This is a genomic window from Reticulibacter mediterranei, assembly GCF_016587455.1.
Genome location: NZ_BNJK01000001.1, coordinates 3026846 through 3050226 on the forward strand (window position 1 = coordinate 3026846; position 23381 = coordinate 3050226).

Below are 23381 nucleotides of genomic sequence, written 5' to 3' on the forward strand. Positions count from 1 at the left end.
CTATGCCCGAAACAACATCATACGCCGTGCGTAAGGTGGCCGTCCTCGGAGCAGGTGTGATGGGGGCTGCAATCGCGGCCCACCTCGCCAATGTGGGCATTCCCAGTTACCTGCTCGATATCGTCCCGCCCGGCGACACAAAAGATCGCGACATCATCGCTCGCACCGGCCTGGAAAAAGCGCTGAAGGCGAAGCCTGCCTCGTTTTACAGCAAAAGAGCGGCAAAGCTGGTGACGATTGGCAATATCGAGGACGATCTGGAGGTGCTGGCCGATGTCGATTGGATTATCGAAGCCGTTGTGGAGCGCCTGGATATCAAACACGCGCTCTACGGCAAGATCGAGATGGTCCTGACACCTGGAACCATTATTAGCTCCAACACGTCAGGATTGCCAGCGCATATGCTCGTTGAGGGGCGCAGCGAGGATTTCCGTCGCCACTTCCTGATTACCCATTTCTTCAATCCCGTCCGCTACATGCGCTTGCTCGAAATCGTCCCGAATCACGCCACTGATCCGGCCCTGGTACAATTTATGCAACATTTCGCGACAAATGTATTGGGCAAGGGTGTTGTATTGTGTAAAGATACGCCGAACTTTATCGCCAATCGCATCGGCGTCTACGGCTTTATGTCCACCTTTCAGCGCGTGTTGACGGAGGGTTATCGTGTTGCCGAGGTGGATGCGATTCTGGGGCCAGTCATGGGGCGTCCCAAATCCGCCGTCTTCCGCACCGCCGACTTATCGGGGCTGGATACGCTGGTCAATGTCTCCGACAACCTGTACAACAACGCGCCCGAAGACGATCAACGCGAGACCTTCAAGGTGCCAGAGGTGATTCGCGAAATGCTCAAGCGGGGCATGCTGGGCGAAAAGAGCAGCCAGGGCTTCTACAAGCGCATCAAGAGTCCCGATGGCGAATCAACCATTCTGGAGCTTGACCTCTCCACGCTGGAATACGTGCCACAACAAAAAGTACGCTATCCCTCCATCGGCAATGCTCGTAACTATGATGATCCCGGCAGACGAATGCTCACGATGCTGGAAGGTGACGATCGAGCCAGCCAGCTTGCACGCGAAACGACGGCAGATGCGCTGCTTTACGCCGCCAATCACGCCGAAGAGATCGCCGATAGCATCGTGGCGGTTGACGATGCGATGCGCTGGGGCTTCAACTTCGATCTGGGCAGCTTCGAGGTCTGGGATCTGCTCTTACAAAATCCTACAGTCTTAGAGAAGGTGTTGCAGGATCGCCCATTACCCGAACTGGTGCAGCGCGTTCAGAGCAAGGGACAGGGCACGTTCTACACTGGTGGTGCGGGGCAGCACTCCTACTTCGATTTCACGACGGACACCTACAAACCGGTTCCCAGACCAGAGGGCTGTATTTCGCTGGCCGCGCTCAAGGCCGAGAACAAAGTGGTGCGCGATAACGGCTCGGCGGCGCTGATCGATCTGGGCGATGGCGTGGGCTGCATCGAGTTTCACACGAAGATGAACTCGATTGACGAGGGTATCATCGAAATGATGTACTACGCCGTCAACGAGGGTCAGAAGCAGTTCCGCGCCCTGGTGATCGGTAGCGAAGCGGCGGACTTCTCAGCGGGTGCAAATCTCCTGCTGGTTCTGATGGGAGCGAGGCAGGGCGAATGGCAGATGTTAGAAAAGGCCATCAACGGCTTGCAACAGGCCAATTTGCTGCTCAAATATAGCCCTATTCCCATTGTAGCGGCGCTTGCTGGACGAGCGCTGGGCGGTGGCTGCGAAATCGTCATGCACGGCCATCATACCCGCGCCTTTGCCGAATCCTACATGGGTCAGGTGGAGGGAGCGATGGGCCTGATTCCTGCCGGTGGCGGCTGTAAAGAGCTGCTGTTGCGCTACGGTGCCGACCTGGAGACGCAGTTGGCAAAGAAGACGGGCGGCCCTTTTACGCCCGTTCGCAAAGCCTTTGAGACCATCGCCTTTGCTACCGTCTCCACCAGCGCGGTTGAGGCCCAGGAACTACGTTTCTTGCGCAAAACGGACGCGATCACAATCAACCGCGATCTGCTCTTCCGCGATGCAAAGGCCGACGCGATCAAGCTAGCGGAGGCTCGCGCAACTGGCAACTGGCAGCCCCCTAAACCTCAACAACTTCTCTTGCCAGGAGCGGGTGCGCGTCTGGTATTGGAGCAACAGGTCGAGGGTTTCCTGTTGACAGGCAAAATCAGTGAACACGACGCAATTGTAGGTCGCCATCTAGCACGCGTGTTAACCGGCGGCGATTGCTCACCGATCACGCCACTCACTGAGCAACAGGTGCTTGACCTGGAACGCGAGGCTTTCCTGAGTCTCTGTGGCACCGAGAAGACCCAGGAACGCATCCAGAGCTTCCTGATGACCAGTAAGCCCTTACGCAATTAACCCATTCGGTCTTGTTAGCGGGGAAAGAACTCGGATGTGCAGTTCGACAACTCCTGGAAATCGCAAGCAGTTGAGCATGTCGGAGAGGAGCGTGCGGACCTGGCAAGCAGGGAACCGCTCCTCTCTTGAAACATCAATTTCGTCGCTGAAGCAAGTTTGATCCTTATGCAGTCACGGATCGTTTTTAGGGAGGTCGATATCAAAGTCTGCCTCATCTCTCGTTATTGGTCCGTTTCCGTGCGTACAATCGCCGCATGCGAACCCGACTTCCACATTCATCACTACACCACTGCCGACTGCTATTTTTGCTCCTGTCTACAAAGAACCAGCCACACCCCCCCTCAGAAGGAGGACACTCTTTCACCCGTTCCATGAGAGGAGAAGTCAACACAACCTCAACAGAACGCGAGAGCAACCAGTGAAGCCAGGTTAGCCGCCTCTCCGCTGATTCCCATTGCCAGGCGAGGCGATGATCAGCAGAGACAAGGCGTTCGTGGCTTCTCGTCTGGAGAAACATGCTTTGCAATACCTGTACGTCGGAGGTGGCAGGAGAGGTCTGGTGAATCAAAGCCAACAAAACTCGATAGCTGGCTTCCCGTAACATCATGATGCGTGTGAAGAGCGCCATACTCTTCTGTGGGTATGCATCTGCTTCCGTCAGGACCGCTATCACATTCTCTTCTGTAACCAGTCCGATATCTCGGCTCCAGCGAACCAGGTCGGCAGCATTCTGGAGAAAACCATCGGGTTGCCGGGTGTTTACAAAATCAAGGGACACATCCCCTGCCACGAGTCGCGAAGAAGGCTTGCGCGTCTCTTGAGAAGCTGATGTTTTTTCCTTCTGCATCTGTTCTCCCTCCTTCGCTTTTTCTGAAGAAAGAGTCCTCGAACCCTGTTCTGACATGATTTTCTTCCTTTATGAATTATATTTTTACGGTCAAAATACACTTGACTCGTAATAAATGTCGAGTTACAATACTATTACGACTTAAATCATTTTAGCTCGTAACGACAGTGTTTTCAAGGCAACATGATCGCTAGAAAGAAGGAGCATATGGCAAAGAACAGTTCTCTAGATGAACGGATCTATCACCTGTTTGGAATCCCTCTCCGTTCAGGTTCACACTATCCTGGCAGTGAGAATGACGCTCAAGCTTATCGAGACGTTGGTATCATTGAGCGACTGACTACCAGCGGATGTCAGGTGTTAGATGAAGGAGATATCGCCATCCCAAGTTATCTTCCTCATCACCATATCCCTCCGATCAAGAATTGGCCTGGCCCCCGTATTGCCTGGGACTGTGTGAGCGAAAGTATCCTTCCTTACTTGCAGCAGAAAGGGCATGTTCCTCTTCTCATTGGTGGGGATTGCAGCATGATTGTTGGGGCAACACAGGCGCTCATGCGCACATCCAAAGAAGATGTTCACATCCTTTATATTGATGGTGATATTGATGGCGTCGCGCCGCAGCCTGATACCTGCCAGAGTGCAGCAGCGATGGGACTCTGGCTCTTAACGCATCCCTCCCCTTTCTGGGGTGGTCCAACGCTCAGGTCGTCGCAGATAACCATCATAGGATGGAACAATACACTGGATTCCGAGCAGGTGGGGATGACATCTCTGCCTCTGGATCACGTGCAGCGTGTCGGACCTGGAGAGGTCGCACGGCAACTGCTCCAGGCGATTCCTGCCTCTGCCCCCATCCTCCTCCATTTCGACATTGATGTTCTGAGGAAGCAAGACATGCCAGCAGCCTATTTCCCCCATGCCGATGGATTGAGTCTTACGGAAGGACAGGAATTGTTGAGTACAATACTGGCTGATTCCAGGCTACGTCTCATTGAAGTGACCGAATACGCCTCCTTACGTGATCTTGATCATGCCTCTGTCTCCAAAATCATTGAACTTCTCGCGGTTGCCCTGAAAGGGGTCTAGTGTTTTTGAAGAAGCGAACATTTCATAGAGAAGTGTGATCAAACCTATCTCGGCTCTTCGAGATGCTCACACGTTATCTACTTCATGATGAGGAGGAATCTATGCGTTACGGGATCTATGTCCCCATCTTTGGACCTTATGGAGATGCTCTGGTCCTTGCTAATCTGGCACAAGAGGCGGAGGAGGCGGGCTGGGACGGCTTCTTTCTCTGGGATCTGGTATCGAGGACAACTCTTGCACCAACGATTGATCCGATGGTTGATCCGTGGATTGCGATGGCTGCGATAGCGCTACGCACGAGCACGATTCGCCTAGGTCCACTCGTCACACTGCTGTCACGTCGCCGCCCGTGGATAATCGCACGCCAAACGGTGTCGCTGGATCACCTGTCTGCGGGGCGACTGATCCTGGGAGTCGGATCGGGAGGTGGCTATTTCGACTTCGAGGCGCTGGGCGAGGCCACGAATCCCAAAACACTAGGGGCATTGTTAGACGAGAGCCTGGAGGTGCTGAGTGGGCTATGGAGCGGCGAACCATACCACCACGAAGGGGCGTACTTTCATATCAAGAAAGCGCAATTTCTGCCGCGTCCAGTTCAGTCTCCGCGCATCCCTATCTGGGTTGCGGGAGAGTGGCCTGCAAAGGCACCTTTGCGTCGTGCAGCAAACTTCGATGGTGTTATACCCGTTGGGCGCGATGTGCCTCTCACCGGGATGCTCACCCCAGCACAAATACAAGAAATCGTTCGTTATGTCGCATCTCAACCGGGATACACAGCTCCCTTCGAGGTGGTTCATTCAGGCATCACCACAGGCATAGACGCTGCTCAGGATCGGGAGATTGTCGCCGCATACGAGCAGGTGGGTGTCACGTGGTGGGCGGAAAAGATCGTACCAGAACGTTGGGGAAGTTGGACCAACTGGCCTCTTGAGGCAATGCGGGCGCGAATCAGGCTTGGACCACCGAGGTAGTCGAAGAGTCAAGGGAGAGCCACGATCATTGAGCCTGCTCTTTTATCCATTTGAGAGCAGGCTCAATACAAAAAACGAACATTGGTATAACATTTGTTAAAAATAGTGGGATACCCCTCCGCAATCGGTGTGCGAGCCAGCCACAAATTGATCTTTGACGACAACTTCATACTTCCTGCCCATCTGCTCGCCGCCTGCATGAGATACAATGCACGAAGAAATTAGTATCTTCTGGTCAACCCAAGAACAATTGGCCTCAGAGAAAGGAGCCTGGTTTTTGTCCGATCTTCGTGTGATGAGCTTTAATGTGCGCGGGGCTTATTTTGATGATAGAGAGAACGCCTGGAAGCGACGAGCCACGTTCAATGTTGAGACTATTCAACGCAGCGCGCCCGATCTCATAGGTTTTCAAGAGCTGCAACTTGCCCATCTTGAAACATATCAACACCATTTGCCAGGATATGAATACTGGTTGGGCCTGCGAGCATCGAGCAAGGTGCCACCGCATGAATACGTGGCGATTTTCTGGAAAGCAGAGAAATTAATACTACAAGAGGCAGGCGGCTTCTGGCTGAGCAAGACGCCCCATATTTTTGCCACTGGCTGGGATGCGGCCTGTGTCCGCGTAGCAAACTGGGCGCGTTTACGTATGGTCGAGAATGGGCGTGAACTGCTCTTTCTCAATACGCACCTCGATCATGTCGGCGAAGAGGCTCGCCTCGCTGGTTCGCAGTTAATAATACAGCAGTTGAATGCCATGCAAACATACTACAACCTGCCAGTTATCGTCAATGGCGACTTCAACTGTGCTCCCGGCTCTCCTCCCTATCAGCTATTTCGCGAACAGGGATTTGTCGATACATTCGCCATAACAAATGTTAATCAAATGTCATATACATTTCACGACTTTGGACGGCTGGAATTTACAGGGGAGAACTATCGCGGAGAAACGCAGCGGATCGACTGGATTCTGTTGCGAGACCCCTCGGGAAGCATCTCAACCCAATCATGTGCCATTGTACGCAATGCTCAGCCTCCGCTCTATCCCAGCGACCATTATCCTGTCGTGACCACATTTACGATGAGATAACGCGCTCAACAAAAACGACCGGGATGTTATGCACATCCCGGTCGCATTTATTTTACTATGGCCGTACGGTTTAGAAGAACGCCTCGCCAGTGTTGCTGTCGAAGAGATGGATCTGATCGCTATCGACATACAGCTTGACTTTATTCCCAGGCACCACGCGGGAGCGAGGATCAAGGGTAGCAATCACTGTCTTGTCGCCAGCGGTGAGATAGACTTGCAACTCGTTGCCGAGGTTCTCAACCACGTCCACCGAGCCATCGATGCTGGACTGGCTGGCACCGTTGGTACCAGTAATTGAAGCATCCTCCAGGTGAACCGGGCGAATACCGAAGGTAAGATCCTTACCAGCGGCTGCGCGTGCGCGCTCAGCATAGATGGCAGGGACAGCGATCTGACCGACGCCTTCCAGCACAACTTTCGTGCTATCGCCCTCACCGACAACCTTCGCGCCGGGGAAGAAGTTCATGGACGGAGTACCAATGAACCCGGCAACAAACAGGTTTGCGGGATGATCGTAAAGTTCCTGGGGTGCGCCGATCTGCTGGATGATGCCGCCGTTGAGAACCGCAATGCGGTCGCCCATCGTCATAGCCTCGACCTGGTCGTGCGTCACGTAGATAGTGGTTGTCTGAATGCGCTGATGCAGCTTGATGATGTTCGCGCGAGTCTCGACGCGCAGTTTGGCGTCCAGGTTTGACAGAGGCTCGTCCATCAGGAAGACCTGTGCCTCACGAACAATGGCGCGACCAAGAGCAACGCGCTGGCGCTGACCACCGGAGAGTTCTTTCGGCTTACGTTTGAGCAGAGCCTCAAGACCGAGAATACCAGCTGCCTCTTCCACACGCTTCTTAATTTCAGGCTTGGGGAAATGGCGCAGTTTCAAACCGAAGGCCATGTTATCAAACACGGTCATGTGGGGATACAATGCGTAGTTCTGGAAGACCATTGCAATGTCGCGGTCTTTGGGGTCCACACCGTTTACCATGCGGTCGCCGATGTAGATCTCACCCTCGCTCGGCTCTTCCAGTCCGGCCACCATACGCAAACAGGTACTTTTACCACAGCCGGAAGGACCAACAAATACCATGAATTCTTTGTCTTTGATATCAATATTGATATCGCGGACAACTTCCACTTTTTGGAAGCGCTTGTAGATGTGTTCAAATTGGACACGTGCCATGAGGGACTACTCCTTTCGCTTCGGTAACAGGCTCTTTCCTGTTACTCCTCATTGATGTAATAGAAGCTTTCGCTTGGTGCCAACGCTGCATCGAGATACTTTCTCAGATGGGAGTCAACGTGGCCTCTTCACGCTTTGCAATGATTGTTGCCAGAACAGTCTGCCAAAAATCATAACTGCCTGTCTGGGAAGACGAGCAGTCAAGCGCTAAGCAGAGTATAACACACAACTTTGGGAAAATGAAAGAGGTTAGTCGTGAAGACAGTGTGAAAAAAGAAAAATTCGTCTCGTTTTTGAGGTTTCACAGCTATTGCGGAAAAAAGGTCAAAAAAAACCGGTATTTTTCTTTAATCCACCAGGAACCCCACAGTCTCTATATAGTAAGAGTGTGTACAATAGCCCATACACTACAAGAGCGGACCGTTTCGCAGAAGAAAACAATGCCGTCTTCTTCTGCAACGGTCCACTCGTACATACTCCTCAAATAACTTTTATCCAATCACAAATGTTCGCATCTCCCTTTCACAGCAGATAGCGTGCCAAAAGTACCAGACGTTCATAGAGTTGATCAAAAACTGAATAGCAGCAACGCCAAAGTGTGACGAAACAAAATATGTTGTCGTTATGCATGTAAGGGACTTTCATTTGTATTACAGATGTTACAACATTGCTATGACATGTAAAAATTGCATGAAAAAGGTCACGACTAGGAAAAAAGGCGTAGAATCACTAGACAAGAACATACATCTTCGTGCATACTAATAAAGTGTATTGTATATGTTGTTTTTACAAACGATACACATTGTAATTACATAGCATTGGTCTATTGTAACCAAAACCCGATGAATGTTGTTAGTTACTTCAGAACATTGTGGTAGGAAGGAAAGGAAAAGGGAGATCATGCTTGGAGCAGATGAACAACGCAGTGAAGTCGCACGCTTGTTAACACAAATCAGCGCCGAGTACGAGGCCGCCCAGCGTGGTTTGTCTGGACTCTCGTACGGAACATCACAACACGACTTTATCACTGCTCGCATGGAAAACATGGGTCAGCTTCACAACCAGTTACAATCCCTGGTTGGTGATGTGGCTATCGCTATGATCGCCGATCAACTGAGCGCCGCCCGTTAAATAAACGCAACAAGGTGTCAAGACACAGCTTTTTTGAGACGTGTGCTTGAGATGTACACTTGCAATGTGTGTGATGAGATTATCGTGTCGTCTGACAGCAGGTGATACGGCTATAGGTGCTACTTGTCAGTATATGTTCCGATAAAGGATGTGGTGCAGAAACAAACGCTCTATTTTTTGTTATTATTGTTGTTTTTTTTAAACTGCACCATAGGGAAGTGGGTGAAATAGCCAGGCGGCATGGGGAGAGTACATTTCCCCTCAGTGACTCTTTCACATGCTGCCTGGCTATTTCACCCACTTCCCTATGGCGTCCTCCTCTCCTTATTTCTATATATTTAAGAGGAGGCAATACAATATCTATTCTTTTGTTGTCTATCATGTCAGCGCATATCAAAAAACGGGCCAGCAACAAATATTTCTGTTGCTGACCCGTTTTTTTGCTCCTGATAGAAGCTATACCCCTGCTACTCGACAACCGCTAAGAGGACTTCGCGCTCTGGCACAAGTGGTAGCTCCTGATAGAACTCGAAGTAGCGACGCGTCTGCGGCGCACTCCACATGCCAGAGACGACGAACTCCGTCTCTTCATATAAGAAATTTTCTTTATCAAGTACATTTTGCTGTTCATCAAAAAAACATTGTAACCAGTTTGTTATATCCTCACCCGAGAGGAATGGTGCGCCTTCGCACGTGAACCATTCGGCGATACCTAAGAGATAATAACGGAAGTTGGCGGGCAATGGATTTTTGCGTCGAACACGATACATATGTTCCTGCACGTTGGTAAAACCAGCTGCGCGGAGATACCCCGCTAGCTTGGAGCCAACCCAGCTATCCTCAAACGCATACCCCTGCTCCACACGTACCTGCTCCCACCGCTCCCGCGCCTGGAACACACGCGCTTGCAAAGCGGGATCAATATTGTGAAAGCGCATGGTACCGAAATCAATGTCTTTCACAATCAGGCGTCCCCCATCCTTGAGGTGTGGCCCCATCGCCGCAAATGTTGCCGCTGGATCATCCAGGTATTGACTGACATTGGCACTGAAAATAATATCTGCCGCTCCATGATCTACTGGTAACTGTTCCAGTACGGCTCGTTTATATTGCACCTGGTTGCGATACCAGGCATGGGCGCTGCGCTTCTGAGCGGTCACAAGTGCTTCTGTCGATATATCTATTCCTAATATGGAACCTTCGGGGCCGATTGCTTGCGCGAGCAAAGAAGTCCACAAGCCAGGACCACACCCCGCATCTACCACAAAACTCCCTTGCGCAATATGTTGATCGCGTATCATGCATTCGCGCTCGAATGCCTTACTTTCGTGATGGGTTACTAGCCATTCTATCGCATTCAGCGGTAGACCACATTCGTTAACATGCACTACATTGTCTACTGCCATAACTCTGCCCAGTCCTTCCGGCCATCGATAATTTTGAAGAGGATCGAAAAGTATTCCTCGTAACGATATTTATATTACATGAAAAGTTATCTGTTTGCTACATTGTAGTACTTTCGTAACAACATTGTAATGAATCAATCATATCGCGTTTGTATAACAAACTAAACAAATGTTACCCGCTTGCAGAGAGATGTCAAGAGCACGCTCACATGAGATTTTCTTTCCTCCATATGCTTTTGCCTTTGTATGCACTTGTCAACACATGTATTTCTCATTTCTTCTCACCAGATTACATCTTCCATTGCATATGACCACAAATATATAACCTTAGCCGCGTTATGTATGGTATAATACGGGGTAAAACGTTTTGTAGATAGTATGTTGTTTTTTGGTCAGTGAGGACACGCTTTATGGAATTTGGGCAAAATACAGAAACTCTGGCATCAGATCCGCTTGCCAGCACTTCTGATAAGAATCTGCCCCGGCTGTACAGGCGAAAAAGAGGCGCGGGCGTCCACCTGGCTCGCGTAAAAAAATTGTTGCCGAGGGAGAAAAACACCTTTCACGGGTACGTAATACAACGCATCACACTGCATCTAATGGACACGATGTATCAACTTCCCCATCGCTTGAATTCGATGACGAACATCTGGTTTATGGATTAGCTGACGAGAAACTCTCTCCCTTCAGCAAAACTTTACACACTATTTTACATCATGATCGCTCAGAAATTGCTCGTGTTGCCAGGGAACTTGAAGTGACAGAGAATACTATTTATCGCTGGATGAACGGTAGCTCAGAACCTCGCCCTCTCCACCTGCGAAATTTACCCGACGTACTACCTGAACATCGTAATACTCTTTTCTATGCTATTCGTCAAACATTCCCTGACGCTCTCGATACCCCCTTCGTCGCTATTCAAGAGGTCAACAAGGATATCTACTGTCAGGTTCTGGAACATGTCTATACTATAGAAGAGCCAGAGACGCGCTTCTGGCATGTCTCACAAACACTTTTCGAGTATGCTCTGTCACACCTTGATGGCGATAAACAGGGATTGGCTATCACCTACGCAGCTCTCATGCCTCCTGGCCCAACCGGTATCCATTCACTGCGTGAGTCAATGATGAGGGGCAACGAACCCTGGCCGCCTAGCTTTGAAAGCAAGGTGTTTCTGGGCAGCAATACCTTAGCAGGTGCAGCTGCAAGCACACAGCGTATTCAGTTTTGGGATAGCGCCGAGGAAAACAGTCGCTTGCTGGTGGAGGTCGATGAGCACGAGGCGAGCGCCTGTGCTACACCAGTCATGCGCGGCGGTTCTATCGCTGGAGTCCTGATTGTTTCCAGCGCGCAATCTGGGTTCTTCCGTGATCTGATGGCCTCGAAAGCCGTCGAAGAGTTTGCACGGTTGCTAGCAACCGCTCTGCCAGACGATAAATTCTATTCGTATCAATACTTGAATCTGCGCCCCATGCCTACTCTGCCCGGACAACGTGCCTATATTGCAGAAAACTACGTTGGTCGCGTCCTTACGTATGTTCGTAAATTTGCAATCTCTCGCAGCGAGGCCGAACTCCGTGTATGTCAGGAGTTAGAAGCAGAATTTGAAGGACAGTGGCACGAGTCTCTCAACAAGCTCAATACCAAAAAGTAGCTGAGCAACTGAACGCTGCTATGCCTCCGCTGAATATTGGCGGGACAGAATAACAGTGGAAAGTATATAATAGGGTTATGCAGATTCCTCAACAGCCACCAGAAGAAGAACAGAGGCAGGCTTCACAGCCGCTCTACGAATTTGTTACTGATAATACGTTGCCTGCTTCCCAGGAGGGAACAGAGCAGGATCATGCGGCTTCTGCCACCTCGTCAGAGAATGAGAAGACGACAAATGATCCTGCGTCCGACACCTGGGCAACGGCCACAGACCCAAATTGGCCTCCGCCTTCCGCAGAGGCCATTCGCCAGGGGTTGGTCTATCCTCCCCCACCCTCGTTCTATCTGAATGCAGAGCAGGAAGCGGGACAACCATTACCACCTCCTTCTCAGGCTCCCGGAACCCCTGGTACAGCAACGCTCCCGCCGCCCTTCGCGCTCCCAGCTGGCTATGTGGCTGGTAGGCCGGGTACTGAGCATCTTCCACCGCCCTTTATGCCAGTTCCTCCCTCTATGCCCACACCACCTGTGCGTAAATCTCGCAAATGGATGTGGATTGTGATTACCATGCTGGCAGGCGTGCTCGTACTCAGTTGTGGCCTATGTACCTGGGCGGGATATATGCTCGTTGCACCAACGGTCCAGGATGAAACCAGCGCCCTTTCTCTTGTCAACAATTATTACGACACCATCCAGGCACGGAATTATACGGCAGCATATTCATATCTTGCTCCAAAGGGGACAATCAGCGGGCTTACTCGCGAACAGTTTATTCAACAGGCAGAAGCTCGGGATACGCGCTACGGTCCGGTACACTCGTATACACCAGGCCAGGCATCGATCAATGGCAATACTGGCAGCAATAGTCCGGGCAGTCTGGATCTTTCCCATCTGACGATTACAGTGAATGTGACGCGCACGCAGCTCAAATATCCCGTTGCCCTCTCATTGGAGAAGATCAACGGCACCTGGAAGATTGTTGATTTCGGCGGGATCTAATCTCTGGTGAGAATACAGAAAATCATACGACTCATCCCCTCTCGCGATCTGAGAGGGGATGAGTCGTATTTTTGATAAAACTTTTTATAAAAGGAAGATAATAATGTTTTTGTATTAATTCACACAAGCGCGCCGTAACTGGCGGTTCTCCGTCTGAGTGTCGATCTAATTGAGAGGGCTGCCGGGCAGCGATGCAATCTCGCGACCGACGCAAGCGCGCAAATCCTCACGGTAGAAACGCCAGGTGCTACCGACCTTATGCCCGGTAAGCTGGCCCGACCACATCAGGCGATAGAGTGTTGAGCGGCTGACGCGCAGGTAGTTCATTGCTTCCTTAAAAGTTAAAAGAACATCATCTTGAATCATCTGAACAACCATGTTTCTCTCCTTAATAACTTAAATAAGTACTCTTGACACTAACAATACAACCGAGGGACGGCATCTATTGATACAAAATAGTGTCTCAACGCATATTATAGTAACCAATGGTGATGCTTTTCCTCGTTAAGGATAAGTTGTGATCTGGTTAATTTTAAGGTCTACATAGTAGGATATTCATCACCGCCGATATGATTGGCCCGATTTTGCCTCATCACCAGCGCTTTGTCAGCAGCACTTGTAACGCTTCCTCTTCGCAGGAGACCGGGAAGATCGTCATGCCGGTATGTTCTGCCAGAAGGCGCAGGGCGTTGCCGTTGGTGGGGTCTGCCATTGCAACGGTCAAACGGTGCTGATCTCTACCAACAGGCACGCAAAGTAGCTCTTGCGCCATCTGGTAGGGGATCAAGCGTTTCAAGGATTGAGATAGTACTTTTGGCAAATGCATAAATGGTGCTGGCGGGCTAACTTTATCGGCCTGCATAGTTTCATTGATATGTTCATAAATTGTGTTGTCTTCTTCGACCGAAGACGATGTGCTTCCTCTTTGAAGCGCCAGGGCTGGACGTAAGATTAAGTGATGAGCCACCGCGCCTGTCGCATAGAGCAATTGCTCCTGCGTCCGCCCTTGCTCTGGACAGCTACCGCTGCCCAGCACTATATGGGTTTCGCGTGTCAATGGTGGGATGACGGTCTCTGCTTGCAATAGATCGAGGCTATGGTAAATACGTTCAAGGATACGGTATGCTCCTCGGCTATCTACGTGTGGCAACAGTAATGCAGCTCCCGATCCTGGTTGCAGCAAAATCTGATCATCGTCCCGAATAACACGCCGCACATTGACCATCATCTGATCCAGCAATCCCGCCGGGGCGTGATAATGCTGGCGTCTGGGCGGCAATTGCGAAGGTGGCACGATAGGTGGTGGTTCCACCTGCGAAACATGCAGCAAAATGATGCTCAATGTATCGATACGCGACAATAGCTCCTGAAGACGCGCTCGCATCTTGTTATGCAATTCAGGCGCGGCCAGGGCCAGCCGGTCCGCCTCCGGGTTCGCTTCCCTGCCGGGATCTGTATGCAGAGACGACAGAGGATTACAGTAACAGGGTTCCGGCACAATTGGTTGCTGCGCCATATATGAAGAGAGCTGCGCTGGAAAAGGATGTGAAGCGTCTTTCTTCAAGTGTATTGTCATTTCTCTGCTCCAGATGCATGAGATACGACGAACACGCGTTAATCGGGCGTTCGTCTATGCTTGTATTGTACATTGATAAAGATTGAGGAAATACTAGGAAGTGTGTTGTAGTGTGGTTAAGATGTGCGCAATCTGGTTAAGATGGCTGGTGCATGGAGCGATCAGACCAGCCATCAGGTGCGACGATGAAAAATAATCTCTGGGCAAAAAGAACTTCGCTTGCCGTTCAATCACGACTCAACGCTAACAGGTGCGGTAAAAGTATAACCTACGCCCGGAACCGTCATAATATATTGTGGACTGTTTGGATCTGGCTCCACTTTCTGGCGCAGATGGCGAATGTGGGTCTTCACCAGCCCAGAGTCTCCGGCATCATCGTAGCCCCAGACACGTTCAATTATCATATCGGTCGTCAAGACCTGTCCCGTATGCGTGATCAGCAGGTGTAACAGGCGGCTTTCTGTAGGAGTCAACCGAACCTTTACTCCGTCTCGCACCACTTCATGACGCATAGCATCCAGCGTTACCGGTCCTACTGTAATAGCAGAAGAGCCGGACATGCCACGTGTGTTGCTGGAACGGCGCATCACTGCTTTAATGCGAGCTAGTAACTGGCGCGGACTAAAAGGTTTGCGCAGATAATCATCAGCGCCCATCTCCAGACCCCGCACTTCGTCATCCTCTCGATCGTGCGCTGTTAAGATCAGCACCATCGAATTCGTTTCGGAACGCATCTGGCGACAAACTTCAAAGCCATCTAACTTCGGCATCTGAATATCCAGAATAACCAGGTCCGGGAGCGTCTCGCGCCAGCGCTTAATCGCCTGTTCTCCGTCGAACGCTCGCACAACGTCATACCCGTGTCCTTTGAGCCAGTAGCTCAACATGTCTACCATGTCGCGGTCATCGTCCGCCACCATGATTTTCACTCGAAATCCTCCTACAGGCCAACAATACAATAGAAGATATGTACACCCCCCACCCACATCTAAGTTGCTATCAATGCTTTTCCACCAATAAAGTAAACGGGATGAGTATAAGCGGGTAACATAATGATACAATTTGGGCCAAAAATAGCTATAACGCATGGTTCTTTTGGCTATTTTCCCCTTGTGTGTACATTCAACATCTCCATAACATATACTATGGGTGAGAATACTCTATCAAGCAATAGACAAGAGGCATATCTGATGGAACGCGAACAATTACTTGCACTGGCTCGTGAGGCTGCTCAAAAAGCACATTGTCCCTATTCGCACTTTCGCGTTGGCGCGGCTCTGGTCGCTGGTGGAGAAGTCTTTACCGGCGTCAATATTGAGATCTCAAGCTATGGTCTGACCCTCTGCGCGGAGCGCTCGGCTCTGGCAACTGCTGTCTCACATGGTGCCGGCCCGGTCACTCAGGTTGCGGTTGCTTGCATCGATGCTCCTCCCTCCGCTCCTCCTGGTTCGCGTACACCCTGCGGTGCGTGCCGCCAGTGGCTCTCTGATCTCGCCCCCCACGCCACCATATTTATCGATGGTATCGAGCAGAACTTCACTGTATCCGATCTACTGCCTCATGCATTCGAGCTGTGAAGCACTGTTTGTGCAATATTGTATGAAAGTTTTGTCGTGAAGCACTGTTTATGAAAATTTTATTGGCTTTTCCCCTTGACATTCATATGAGTTCTTGTGTACGCTAGAATCCCCAGAATATTGATACTGTAGTGCGGTTCTATCAGTACATCATCGTCTGTCGTTCTCATATATCGCCTTACTATCCTATCCTGACAGTATCAGAGGATCCCCTCTTTTGATACTTTGTAGAGATACGAGATACTGCAATAGAGGTGCCTGTATGCAACTGAGCGCCCGGGCGCATCGATACAATTTATGGCTATCAGATCTGATATCTCAGATGAAAGCGTCTCGTTTTCGCTGTTCCTTCTCTATTTTCCGACATTGCTCTGCTTCTCCTATTTTTCTCTTCTCGCCATCCTTTTCTCGTGAATCACGTTTGTATATCGGCAGAGTAGATATGTCTTGTTCCCGTGTTGACATCCAGACAAACAGCTTGCTTGTGGAAGGAGAGCGCTATGACGCAACGTTTCACACTTGGGGTTGAGGAAGAATTTCAAATCGTGAATAAACAGACTGGCCTCTTAGCTTCGCACATTCATCCTCTACTGGACAAAGGCGTCCCTCTCCTCGGTGAAAACATTAAGGCGGAAATGTTGCAGTCTACCGTAGAAATCGTATCCAATGTTTGTCCCAATATTGCTGCTTTGCGTCTTGACCTGCAACACTTGCGGGCCACTGTTGCTGATCTGCTCGCGGAAGATGGCCTCGCCCTGATCAGCGCTGGTACGCATCCGATGTCTCGCTGGCAGGATCAGGCACGAACGTGTAGTGATCGGTATGAGATTCTGGAAGAGGAGTATCAGGATGTTGGCCGCTCGATCCTTATCTTTGGCCTGCATGTCCACGTCGGCATTGAGGATTACCAGCTCTCCATCCCGCTCTTAAATCAGTTACGCACCTGGCTGCCTCATATGCTGGCCCTCTCGTCAAATTCTCCCTTCTGGGGCGGTCGCAATTCCGGGCTAAAGTCGTACCGCGCTATTGTCTGGCGACGCTTCCCCCGCTCCGGCGTTCCTGAACTGTTCTCCTCCACCCTGGATTTCGAGCGCTACATCGACAACCTCATGCGCACTGGCTGCATCGACAATGGCAAGCGCATCTGGTGGGATGTACGACCACATCCATTTTTCAAAACCATCGAGTTTCGCGTGGCCGATATGCCCGCAACCTTTGAAGATACGCTGGCTCTGGCCGCGCTTTCGCAAGCGCTGGTCGCCAAGCTGGTCTGGCTACACAAACACAACCTTACCGTGCAGGCTCTCCCAACCGCCTATATCGATGAAAACAAATGGCGTGCCGCTCGTTATGGGCTGGATGCTGAATACGTCGATTTCATACAGAACCGTCGTTTATCTATGCGGGACGCCATTCACGAAACGCTTGATTTTGTGGATGATGTGCTGGATGACCTGGGCAGCAGGCAGGAGATCCATTATCTGCGCTCTCTGCTGGAAGACCCACGTGGAACCGGCGCAGATCGTCAGTTGGCCATGTATCACGAAACCGGTAGTACGCACGCTGTAGCGCATTTCTTGATGGAGCAGACCTCGCAAGGATGTTCGCTGGAACGCACCAGCAACGTGACGATATGAGGGGAGTCATGAAAGGCATTGACACCTGATACAACAGCGATGGGGTATTTGAAAGCCCGGTGTCCGCGACGGGGGCTCCTGGCGACCGCAACCCTATTATCGCCAGTCCCCCGTCGCACTCTATCCAAACAGATACTTATTGAAATCGCAGACCGGTCGATAGCCGATCTTTTGATAGATGCTGTTGGATGTAGGATTCGCCAGATCGGTGAAGAGGCTACAGCGCTGCCAACCCCTATCGAGCAACAACTGGCTGAGCGCTGCTACACAACGCGACGCATAGCCCTTGCCTCGCTGCTCAGGAGGCGTATAGACCGGACCCACGCTAATAACCGTCGAGACAGGCCGAGTTTGTGCCGCCAGCGAAACAATTTCTCCCCCCTCTAATTCCCACAGATAGATACCTCCCTGCTCGATTCTTCGCCCCCACGATCGGCGCGTCTCCTCCGCATCCTCTTTGGGGGTATCCGGCAACGCCTCCTCAAAAAATGCCTGAACCCATGCAAGTACAAGCTCCAGATCAGCCAGTGTCGCAGTTCGTAAGTGGCCCGGCCCCGGTCTCGGGGCAATCACCCGCGTCAACTCAAAAACACGCTCACGATCACCTTCCCAGTATGGCTGCCCGGTCAGGCGTTGCCACGTTTGCGCAAAACTCTGAGCGACCTGCGATGGTCCCAGCACGCCTGGCATCGGCCATCCCTTCGCCTGCCAATTGCGCGCCAATAGCTCCCAGACCTCTTCCTCCCCTGGATCATCGCTTGCCAGCACCAGATTATGTGGTGGAGTCATCAATGCTGTCGCCACTAGCCTTCCACCATCCTCAATCGTTGCCAGATGCGGTCGACTGCTCACACTTTCGGGATACGCATGGAGGCGCAGCGCAATCCCCAGCAGCAAACAATTCCTGACCTCCTGCTTCTCCAGTTCATCCCTCACTCTCTGCAAAAACGGCTCTACATGCTCATATACAGTCAGCTGCATAGTATTCCTTTCTCCATGCTATTTATTTATAAAGCTGACCCTCATGAGTCATCCCTGATTTTTCTGGACACTGATATGTAGCCAGGAGAGAAAAAAAGAGGCTAGGCAAAACGGATCTCCTCGTTTAGACTGTTGAGTATGAAAGCAATCAACACCTGAACGAGGAGATCCGTTGTCATTATGGCAGAACTGTCTGAAACCTTCAAACACCTGGAACGAGATCCGCAGGGAGGATCACAACATCTGCTTCATTTGCTCGAAACGTTTTTGTTCCCCTTGCTTACAGCGTTGGATGAGATCCTGGATAAACGGCTTGTGCGTACCTTGTTGCAGTGCCTGGTGGCGATCATTAGCTTGCGCAATCACCCGCAAGCCCTCTGGTTGAGCGAACTGGGTTCCTCTCTGGACGGCTATGCTGGATATGCCTCCAGTGCGACAGCAGGCACGAAACGGGTTGGGAAACTGCTGCGGTCAGTGAAATGGACAGTGGATGTCATTGACCACTATCTCCTGGAAAAAGCTGATGAAGAAGTACAGAACCTCAAAGTACAAAGAAAACGGATTCTCTGCATTTGGGATGGAAGTGTCTTGGAAAAAGCCGAGAGTGAAAAACTCGAAGGATTGTGTCCCGTTCTTTCGAGTAAAGCAAAACGACGAAGCCGCACGAAACGGGGCTTGGTCTTCAACTGGCCTGCTGTGCGCCCGGTGCGGGTCATGGGCATGCAATGGACCGCAGCGCTGATTGTGGGAATGCAAGGACTTCCCCATCTAGCGCTGAGTCGTTGGTGGACGACCAAAGGCGTCTTTGCGACCAAGTTACGGGACGCCGAGGAAGAGGCATTACGTGTCTGTGTCAGGAAATGGGGGCCGTTGCTCGTCCATGTGTTTGATCGTGGGTATGCTTCAGGATATTGGCTTCACGTCCTTTCGCAATATCGTGTTCGTTTTGTGATCCGCTGGATCAAAAAGCATGTGTTCCTCACTCTGGCTGGAGAAGAAAAGAAGCTCTGGCAAATTGGGCAAGGCAAGAGATATCGAGCGCATAAAGAGATCTGGGATACGACCACCGGAGAAAAGATGTCTTGCGACCTCTGGTGGAGTGCAGTTCGCCATCCTCAGTCAGGGCAACCGCTGTTTCTGGTCAAAGCTCGCGTGAAGAAAGGCGTGATGTATCTTATTACGAATGAAACCGTTCACACAGAAACACAAGCCTGGGAGGTCTTTTTCACCTATCGACGACGCTGGCAAATTGAACAGAGTTTTCGCTATGCCAAATGCGAATTGGCGTTGGAATGTCCGCGTTTGTGGTCGTTGGAAGCTCGTCTCAAACTGCTGGGAATGGTTATGCTCGTCTATGCTTTCTTGCTTTCTTTGCTCGATTCCTCCTATCAAGATCTAGTAGCCGCGCTTTTGCGCTTCAGATGCCACCGCACTGGAAAGCGGTGCTTGAACAGTCAAGCACCGCTCTATCGGCTCCGATGGGCGCTCAGTCGTCTCTGGAACGATTATCGCCCTCATCTGAGTTGTTTCATTCCCCCTTCTGATGATCCTCTCGTTGTCGCTTCCCTCATTCGAGATCTCGAAAGGTTTCAGAAAAATTGGGGATGACTCATAGGAGATTATTTCATTAAAAATTACATTATAGCAGATCTATCGTCATTCCAAATCTATCAGACAGCGTTCCCTTCCCCTTCTCTAGGCGCGGAGTACGAGACACTGCTATAATATTACAGCATCGAGTATCCCTTATAGTAAAGAGAGAAAGAACAAGCGATGGCAGAACAGCAGACAATCATTGTGGGCGTATTCGAGGAGCGTGAAGCAGCTCTCAGAGCGCTACAAGCATTACATACAGCAAATTTCCGCGACGAGCAACTCAGTTTTGCAGCACGAGCAGAGCATGCAAAACATGAGGGCAACGCTATTGGTCGTGGCATCGTGGGGGGTATACTGGGAGCTGCCGATGTGCTTCTGGCTCCCATTGCCGGGCCGTCACATGCAACAACGCTTTTTGAGGCGGCGCTACCGGTTGCCGAGGATGCGATTGATCGATTCCCACGCCGAAAATCCCAACCGCTCGCTTCAGAAGCGCACAACACAGGGCAAAGTGAAGCGACGCTTGAATCGGAGAGCGAGCAGGGGCAGGAAGAGCGAGCAAGCGCCATTACAGGTGGCGTCGTTGGTGGTGTTGCCGGTGCAGTTGCGGCGCTGGCTATCCCTGGCATCGGCCCGGCAGTTGCGGCTGGATGGCTGGCGTCAATCTTAGGTGGCGCAGCCTTTGGTAGCGTTGCAGGCGGCTTCCTTGGTGCCTTTATGCACCTTGGTGTGCCTCGCCAAAAAGCGCACTACTACGAGCACGAACTGAAGTCTGGCAACATCCTGGTGACGGTAAAAACAGCAGATCGTCAGCAACAAGCAATGGAGATTTTACATCAGCAGGGAGCACACGACGTAGAAACCCATTAGGCCAAGCAGGTCTTCAGGAAGAATTCATGGCGACCGGGTGTTATAGTATATGGATAAGAGAATATGACGAATTGTACAAGCACCACGCGTTGCCAGTTTCTTCCTGCTGGTTGCCATAGATAGACGAAAGATACACAGAACCATTATGGGAAAATTCTTTGAACTTTTGCTGCGCGGACTCTTGCTGCGCTGTCCGGTCTGCGGGCAGGGCAAGCTGTTTAAGCAACCCTTTAAGATGAACGAGCGCTGCCCCCACTGCGGCCTGCTTTTTGAGCGGGAAGAGGGCTACTATACGGGTTCGATGGCGATTAATCTGGTCATCAGCGAGTTTCTGATCGCAGCCTTTACCATCCCTCTGGCGGCCAATCCTGCCGTTCCGTTGAATTTGCTGTTGCTCTGGGGCGCTCCTTCAACCATCATCTTACCGCTGCTCTTCTTCCATCATAGCCGGGGATTATGGTTGAGTATGGATCATTACCTCCATCCCGTTGAGCGACAGGTGTAGCTGCGCCAGTCAGCTCACCTCTCGCTTGTGATTGCTTATTGCCAGTCCAGGTGTTGTAGCAGGGCGTTCATACCAAAACGCCAGTTTTCTTCTACAAGAGCGCTTGTCTGCGCAAGGTCTCCTCGACTGAGCGCCTCCATGATAGCACGATGCTGCTCGACCGAAGCTGCCGCCAACACCGTTTCATGCATATACGCCCACTCATAGCGATAGGCCACCTGCTTCAATGACGCGATCATCTGAAGCAGGCGGCGATTTGGACACTGCTGCACCAGCGCCTCGTGCCAGCGCTGATCGAGAGTAAGCTTGGCTGCTGGATCGTCCTGGACCCGCGCCAGTTCCTCATTGATCTGCTCCAGGCTGGCGAGCGATACACGCTCTGGTCGCCCAATTGTGGTCAATGCCAGGCATTCCAGCGACCAGATGATCGGATAGATCTCGCGCACCTCACGAGCTGTCAATGGAATAACGGTAAAACCTCGTGCCAGATCTGCATGTAAGAAGCCAGCCTGTTCCAGACGGAACAACGCTTCACGCAACGGTGTACGGCTCACTCCTAGCTTCGTTGCCAGTTCCGACTCGATGATCCTGCTTCCCGGAGCCAGCTCACCTCGTAGGAGTTGGTCCAGAACAAGTTGGTATACTTCGTCACGTAACGGTCTGCGGCTGCTACTCATACATTAACTATCAAGTCTCCCTCCTGTAATAATCAAAACAGCACATTGCCCGGATAAATCCTCAGTTGCGGCCAGACGCAACAGCCCGGCCAGCGTCGCAGCACTGGTCAACTCCGGAATAATGCCCGCCTCCTGCGATAAGAGGCTCTGTGCTTCGAGCATCTCGCTATCAGGTACGGCAAGCATTGTACCATGACTGGTCCGCAGTTCGGCACGCAGCCGCAGATAATTGCGTGGTCTCTGCACCGCTATCGAAGCTGCCAGCGTCTCTCCTGTCTCCCCATCTATCTGTTGCCCTTGTCCCTGATAACGACGTACTACCGGCTGAATCGCCTCGGCCTGCACTCCTATTAAACGCGGCAAAAGTTCGGTTTGTCCAATCGTGCGCAGTTCGCGGAACCCTTTCCCGGCCGCGCCCAACGTGCAGCCATCACCAACTGGAGCCACAACCATATCAGGGGTCTGCCAGTTCAGTTGCTCAGCGATCTCGAAGGCAACCGTCTTCTTGCCTTCCACCAGGTAGGGGTTAAAAGCGCAATTGCGACTGTACCATCCCTCCTGCTCGGCCGCTTTTTCAGCCTCGCGAAACGCCTGATCGTAGTTACCCTTTGAAACATGGATACGCGCACCATAGCGCCGCAGCCAGTCCAGACGCGTAGTCGAGGCAATGCGAGGCACAAACGCATGACAGGTCAACCCCTGGTGAGCGCAAAAGCCTGCCAGGGAAATTGCAGCATTCCCGGCTGAGGCACAATACAGGTCGCGATACCCGTTGGCCAGAGCAATGGTCATAGCAATAGCGGTGGCTCGATCCTTCAGACAGCGCGTGGGGTTGCGCGTTTCATCTTTGAGATACAGCGCTCGCAAACCAAGACGAGCGGCGAGGCGCGGAGCAGCAACTAACGGCGTGCCACCAGCTGGCAACACATCGCCCGGTTGAGAGACGGGGAGCAAAGGCAAGAAACGAAAGATATCGTGCCGCTGCGTTGAGAGCGAAGAGACAAAGGCCGCAGCAGCCTCAGTGTAGTCATACTGAACATCCAGGATACCAGGATCGGTGGTCCCATTACCAGCCCCACAATGCGAACAAAGATAAGCCGATGGTTCAAGTGCGGCACTCCGACCACAACGTAAACAGCGCAGAGAAGTAGCAAACACAGCAGATCCTTTCAAGGCAATAAGATTGTATAC

At 51.4% G+C, this 23381-nt stretch carries 22 protein-coding genes; 13 read left to right on the forward strand and 9 right to left on the reverse strand.

What is annotated here, in order from left to right:
- The first annotated feature begins 2 nt into the window (after positions 1–2).
- Positions 3–2405, forward strand: a complete 2403-nt coding sequence (locus K3T83_RS12855) for a 3-hydroxyacyl-CoA dehydrogenase/enoyl-CoA hydratase family protein (protein WP_220203366.1) — start codon at positions 3–5, stop codon at positions 2403–2405.
- Positions 2406–2616: 211 nt separating this feature from the next.
- Here K3T83_RS12855 and K3T83_RS12860 read toward each other — a convergent pair whose 3' ends face one another.
- Positions 2617–3252: a CGNR zinc finger domain-containing protein gene (locus K3T83_RS12860; RefSeq protein WP_220203367.1), complete on the reverse strand. Its 636-nt coding sequence runs from the start codon at positions 3250–3252 to the stop codon at positions 2617–2619.
- A gap of 207 nt (positions 3253–3459) precedes the next feature.
- On the opposite strand from K3T83_RS12860, the gene K3T83_RS12865 reads away from it, so the two are divergent.
- The 3 genes from K3T83_RS12865 (at position 3460) to K3T83_RS12875 (ending at position 6402) form a co-directional block, all read left to right on the forward strand.
- Entirely contained in the window at positions 3460–4341 is an 882-nt protein-coding gene (locus K3T83_RS12865; RefSeq protein WP_220203368.1) for an arginase family protein, read from the forward strand.
- Positions 4342–4442: 101 nt separating this feature from the next.
- Positions 4443–5312 (forward strand): LLM class flavin-dependent oxidoreductase, encoded by an 870-nt coding sequence (locus tag K3T83_RS12870; protein ID WP_220203369.1) that lies wholly within the window; start codon positions 4443–4445, stop codon positions 5310–5312.
- A gap of 277 nt (positions 5313–5589) precedes the next feature.
- The gene (locus K3T83_RS12875) at positions 5590–6402 is read left to right on the forward strand and encodes an endonuclease/exonuclease/phosphatase family protein (RefSeq protein WP_220203370.1); all 813 of its coding nucleotides are present in this window, start codon (positions 5590–5592) and stop codon (positions 6400–6402) included.
- Between the two features lie 70 nt (positions 6403–6472).
- On the opposite strand, the gene K3T83_RS12880 is transcribed toward K3T83_RS12875, so the two are convergent.
- Positions 6473–7582 (reverse strand): ABC transporter ATP-binding protein, encoded by a 1110-nt coding sequence (locus K3T83_RS12880; RefSeq protein ID WP_220203371.1) that lies wholly within the window; start codon positions 7580–7582, stop codon positions 6473–6475.
- A 900-nt stretch (positions 7583–8482) separates the two neighbouring features.
- Between K3T83_RS12880 and K3T83_RS12885 the strand changes: the two genes are divergently transcribed.
- Complete coding sequence (locus tag K3T83_RS12885) at positions 8483–8713, forward strand: hypothetical protein (RefSeq protein WP_236064885.1); 231 nt, start codon at positions 8483–8485, stop codon at positions 8711–8713.
- A 467-nt stretch (positions 8714–9180) separates the two neighbouring features.
- On the opposite strand, the gene K3T83_RS12890 is transcribed toward K3T83_RS12885, so the two are convergent.
- Entirely contained in the window at positions 9181–10119 is a 939-nt protein-coding gene (locus tag K3T83_RS12890; protein WP_220203372.1) for a methyltransferase domain-containing protein, read from the reverse strand.
- Positions 10120–10529: 410 nt separating this feature from the next.
- Between K3T83_RS12890 and K3T83_RS12895 the strand changes: the two genes are divergently transcribed.
- From K3T83_RS12895 to K3T83_RS12905, 3 genes are all read left to right on the forward strand, one after another.
- A complete protein-coding gene (locus tag K3T83_RS12895; protein WP_220203373.1) occupies positions 10530–10784 on the forward strand; it encodes a hypothetical protein in 255 nt (84 codons plus the stop codon).
- A 92-nt stretch (positions 10785–10876) separates the two neighbouring features.
- Positions 10877–11773 carry a GAF domain-containing protein gene (locus K3T83_RS12900; protein ID WP_220203374.1) on the forward strand — a complete coding sequence of 299 codons (897 nt, stop codon included), beginning with the start codon at positions 10877–10879 and terminating at the stop codon, positions 11771–11773.
- Positions 11774–11850: 77 nt separating this feature from the next.
- Positions 11851–12771 carry a hypothetical protein gene (locus K3T83_RS12905; RefSeq protein ID WP_220203375.1) on the forward strand — a complete coding sequence of 307 codons (921 nt, stop codon included), beginning with the start codon at positions 11851–11853 and terminating at the stop codon, positions 12769–12771.
- Positions 12772–12936: 165 nt separating this feature from the next.
- Here the strand turns inward: K3T83_RS12905 and K3T83_RS12910 are convergent, their stop codons facing one another.
- The 3 genes from K3T83_RS12910 to K3T83_RS12920 form a co-directional block, all read right to left on the reverse strand.
- Positions 12937–13149: a helix-turn-helix domain-containing protein gene (locus tag K3T83_RS12910; RefSeq protein WP_220203376.1), complete on the reverse strand. Its 213-nt coding sequence runs from the start codon at positions 13147–13149 to the stop codon at positions 12937–12939.
- Positions 13150–13363: 214 nt separating this feature from the next.
- The gene (locus tag K3T83_RS12915; RefSeq protein WP_220203377.1) at positions 13364–14347 is read right to left on the reverse strand and encodes a GspE/PulE/PilB domain-containing protein; all 984 of its coding nucleotides are present in this window, start codon (positions 14345–14347) and stop codon (positions 13364–13366) included.
- A 230-nt stretch (positions 14348–14577) separates the two neighbouring features.
- A complete protein-coding gene (locus K3T83_RS12920) occupies positions 14578–15267 on the reverse strand; it encodes a response regulator transcription factor (protein WP_236065115.1) in 690 nt (229 codons plus the stop codon).
- A 225-nt stretch (positions 15268–15492) separates the two neighbouring features.
- On the opposite strand from K3T83_RS12920, the gene K3T83_RS12925 reads away from it, so the two are divergent.
- Together K3T83_RS12925 and K3T83_RS12930 are read left to right on the forward strand one after the other, a co-directional pair.
- On the forward strand, positions 15493–15924 hold the full coding sequence (locus K3T83_RS12925) for a cytidine deaminase (RefSeq protein ID WP_220203379.1): 432 nt from the start codon (positions 15493–15495) through the stop codon (positions 15922–15924).
- A gap of 500 nt (positions 15925–16424) precedes the next feature.
- Positions 16425–17561, forward strand: coding sequence for a carboxylate-amine ligase (locus tag K3T83_RS12930; protein ID WP_220203380.1), 1137 nt, complete (start codon positions 16425–16427; stop codon positions 17559–17561).
- A 120-nt stretch (positions 17562–17681) separates the two neighbouring features.
- Here the strand turns inward: K3T83_RS12930 and K3T83_RS12935 are convergent, their stop codons facing one another.
- Positions 17682–18542, reverse strand: a complete 861-nt coding sequence (locus tag K3T83_RS12935) for a GNAT family N-acetyltransferase (protein WP_220203381.1) — start codon at positions 18540–18542, stop codon at positions 17682–17684.
- A 180-nt stretch (positions 18543–18722) separates the two neighbouring features.
- On the opposite strand from K3T83_RS12935, the gene K3T83_RS12940 reads away from it, so the two are divergent.
- From K3T83_RS12940 to K3T83_RS12950, 3 genes are all read left to right on the forward strand, one after another.
- Positions 18723–20150 carry a transposase gene (locus K3T83_RS12940; RefSeq protein ID WP_220201037.1) on the forward strand — a complete coding sequence of 476 codons (1428 nt, stop codon included), beginning with the start codon at positions 18723–18725 and terminating at the stop codon, positions 20148–20150.
- 165 nt (positions 20151–20315) lie between these two features.
- Positions 20316–21008, forward strand: coding sequence for a hypothetical protein (locus K3T83_RS12945; RefSeq protein ID WP_220203382.1), 693 nt, complete (start codon positions 20316–20318; stop codon positions 21006–21008).
- Between the two features lie 145 nt (positions 21009–21153).
- Positions 21154–21513 carry a DUF983 domain-containing protein gene (locus tag K3T83_RS12950; RefSeq protein ID WP_220203383.1) on the forward strand — a complete coding sequence of 120 codons (360 nt, stop codon included), beginning with the start codon at positions 21154–21156 and terminating at the stop codon, positions 21511–21513.
- Positions 21514–21548: 35 nt separating this feature from the next.
- On the opposite strand, the gene K3T83_RS12955 is transcribed toward K3T83_RS12950, so the two are convergent.
- On the reverse strand, positions 21549–22190 hold the full coding sequence (locus K3T83_RS12955; protein WP_220203384.1) for a GntR family transcriptional regulator: 642 nt from the start codon (positions 22188–22190) through the stop codon (positions 21549–21551).
- Between the two features lie 3 nt (positions 22191–22193).
- Positions 22194–23348: a threonine synthase gene (gene thrC, locus K3T83_RS12960; protein ID WP_220203385.1), complete on the reverse strand. Its 1155-nt coding sequence runs from the start codon at positions 23346–23348 to the stop codon at positions 22194–22196.
- Positions 23349–23381: the final 33 nt, after the last annotated feature.

Excerpts from the sequence above, each read along its gene's own strand:
- K3T83_RS12885 (WP_236064885.1), top strand. The coding sequence starts at position 8,483 with ATGCTTGGAGCAGATGAACAACGCAGTGAAGTCGCACGCTTGTTAACA.
- K3T83_RS12945 (WP_220203382.1), top strand. The coding sequence starts at position 20,316 with ATGGCAGAACAGCAGACAATCATTGTGGGCGTATTCGAGGAGCGTGAA.
- K3T83_RS12905 (WP_220203375.1), top strand. The coding sequence starts at position 11,851 with ATGCAGATTCCTCAACAGCCACCAGAAGAAGAACAGAGGCAGGCTTCA.
- K3T83_RS12950 (WP_220203383.1), top strand. The coding sequence starts at position 21,154 with ATGGGAAAATTCTTTGAACTTTTGCTGCGCGGACTCTTGCTGCGCTGT.
- K3T83_RS12865 (WP_220203368.1), top strand. The coding sequence starts at position 3,460 with ATGGCAAAGAACAGTTCTCTAGATGAACGGATCTATCACCTGTTTGGA.
- K3T83_RS12940 (WP_220201037.1), top strand. The coding sequence starts at position 18,723 with ATGGCAGAACTGTCTGAAACCTTCAAACACCTGGAACGAGATCCGCAG.
- K3T83_RS12915 (WP_220203377.1), bottom strand. The coding sequence starts at position 14,347 with ATGACAATACACTTGAAGAAAGACGCTTCACATCCTTTTCCAGCGCAG.
- K3T83_RS12935 (WP_220203381.1), bottom strand. The coding sequence starts at position 18,542 with ATGCAGCTGACTGTATATGAGCATGTAGAGCCGTTTTTGCAGAGAGTG.
- K3T83_RS12920 (WP_236065115.1), bottom strand. The coding sequence starts at position 15,267 with ATGGTGGCGGACGATGACCGCGACATGGTAGACATGTTGAGCTACTGG.
- K3T83_RS12855 (WP_220203366.1), top strand. The coding sequence starts at position 3 with ATGCCCGAAACAACATCATACGCCGTGCGTAAGGTGGCCGTCCTCGGA.
- K3T83_RS12870 (WP_220203369.1), top strand. The coding sequence starts at position 4,443 with ATGCGTTACGGGATCTATGTCCCCATCTTTGGACCTTATGGAGATGCT.
- K3T83_RS12910 (WP_220203376.1), bottom strand. The coding sequence starts at position 13,149 with ATGGTTGTTCAGATGATTCAAGATGATGTTCTTTTAACTTTTAAGGAA.
- K3T83_RS12930 (WP_220203380.1), top strand. The coding sequence starts at position 16,425 with ATGACGCAACGTTTCACACTTGGGGTTGAGGAAGAATTTCAAATCGTG.
- K3T83_RS12860 (WP_220203367.1), bottom strand. The coding sequence starts at position 3,252 with ATGCAGAAGGAAAAAACATCAGCTTCTCAAGAGACGCGCAAGCCTTCT.
- K3T83_RS12880 (WP_220203371.1), bottom strand. The coding sequence starts at position 7,582 with ATGGCACGTGTCCAATTTGAACACATCTACAAGCGCTTCCAAAAAGTG.
- K3T83_RS12925 (WP_220203379.1), top strand. The coding sequence starts at position 15,493 with ATGGGTGAGAATACTCTATCAAGCAATAGACAAGAGGCATATCTGATG.
- K3T83_RS12895 (WP_220203373.1), top strand. The coding sequence starts at position 10,530 with ATGGAATTTGGGCAAAATACAGAAACTCTGGCATCAGATCCGCTTGCC.
- K3T83_RS12890 (WP_220203372.1), bottom strand. The coding sequence starts at position 10,119 with ATGGCAGTAGACAATGTAGTGCATGTTAACGAATGTGGTCTACCGCTG.
- K3T83_RS12955 (WP_220203384.1), bottom strand. The coding sequence starts at position 22,190 with ATGAGTAGCAGCCGCAGACCGTTACGTGACGAAGTATACCAACTTGTT.